We start from the raw sequence: 688 nt of genomic DNA on the forward strand, positions 1-688 counted from the left end.
AAAAAAAGAACCTCTCATGATAAAATGTAGATGGTCTGGCAACCACAACATTATCGAAAAGAGAGGTTCATGTCAGTGAATGACGTAAAAAGTTTATCACATAGTAAATGGAGGTGCAAGTATCATATTGTATTTGCGCCAAAATATCGCAGACAGGTTATCTATGGCCAAATTAAGGCGGATATTGGAAAAATATTACGGTCACTTTGCGAACGAAAGCAAGTTGAATTGCTTGAAGGAGAATGCTGCCCGGATCATATTCACTTGTTAGTGTCTATTCCGCCGCATTTAAGTGTGTCGCAGTTCATGGGATATTTAAAAAGCAAAAGTAGTTTAATGATTTTTGACCATCATGCAAACCTCAAGTACAAATATGGGAATCGACACTTTTGGTGCCGAGGATATTACGTAGACACCGTCGGAAAATATGAAGGAGCCATAAGAGAGTATATCCGGCACCAATTACAGGAAGATATTGAAATGGATACGTTGGATTTTAAGGAATACATAGACCCGTTTACGGGTAGCCAGAAAAAGTAGGCAAAACAAGAGCCCCCGAGTAGGGGGCTGCCAGTAATAGAATTGTGATTGCCAGACTTTTATTCAGTGCACTCTTTAGAGTGCAACCACAAGAGATAGGCCCTTATAGGGCCTGAGCAAACCACCAGTTAAACTGGTGGTTTTGATT

At 40.3% G+C, this 688-nt stretch carries 1 protein-coding gene; it reads left to right on the plus strand.

Features of this window, described 5'->3' with window-relative positions; all coding sequences use genetic code 11:
* Positions 1–69 precede the first annotated feature (69 nt).
* On the plus strand, positions 70–540 hold the full coding sequence (gene tnpA / locus A0U42_RS09895) for an IS200/IS605 family transposase (RefSeq protein ID WP_141669520.1): 471 nt from the start codon (positions 70–72) through the stop codon (positions 538–540).
* Positions 541–688 lie beyond the last annotated feature (148 nt).

The sequence above is a fragment of the Megasphaera sp. DISK 18 genome, from assembly GCF_001682955.1.
Taxonomy (GTDB): domain Bacteria; phylum Bacillota; class Negativicutes; order Veillonellales; family Megasphaeraceae; genus Megasphaera; species Megasphaera massiliensis.

Coding starts and splice junctions, on each gene's coding strand:
- tnpA (WP_141669520.1), top strand. CDS start 70: ATGTCAGTGAATGACGTAAAAAGTTTATCACATAGTAAATGGAGGTGC.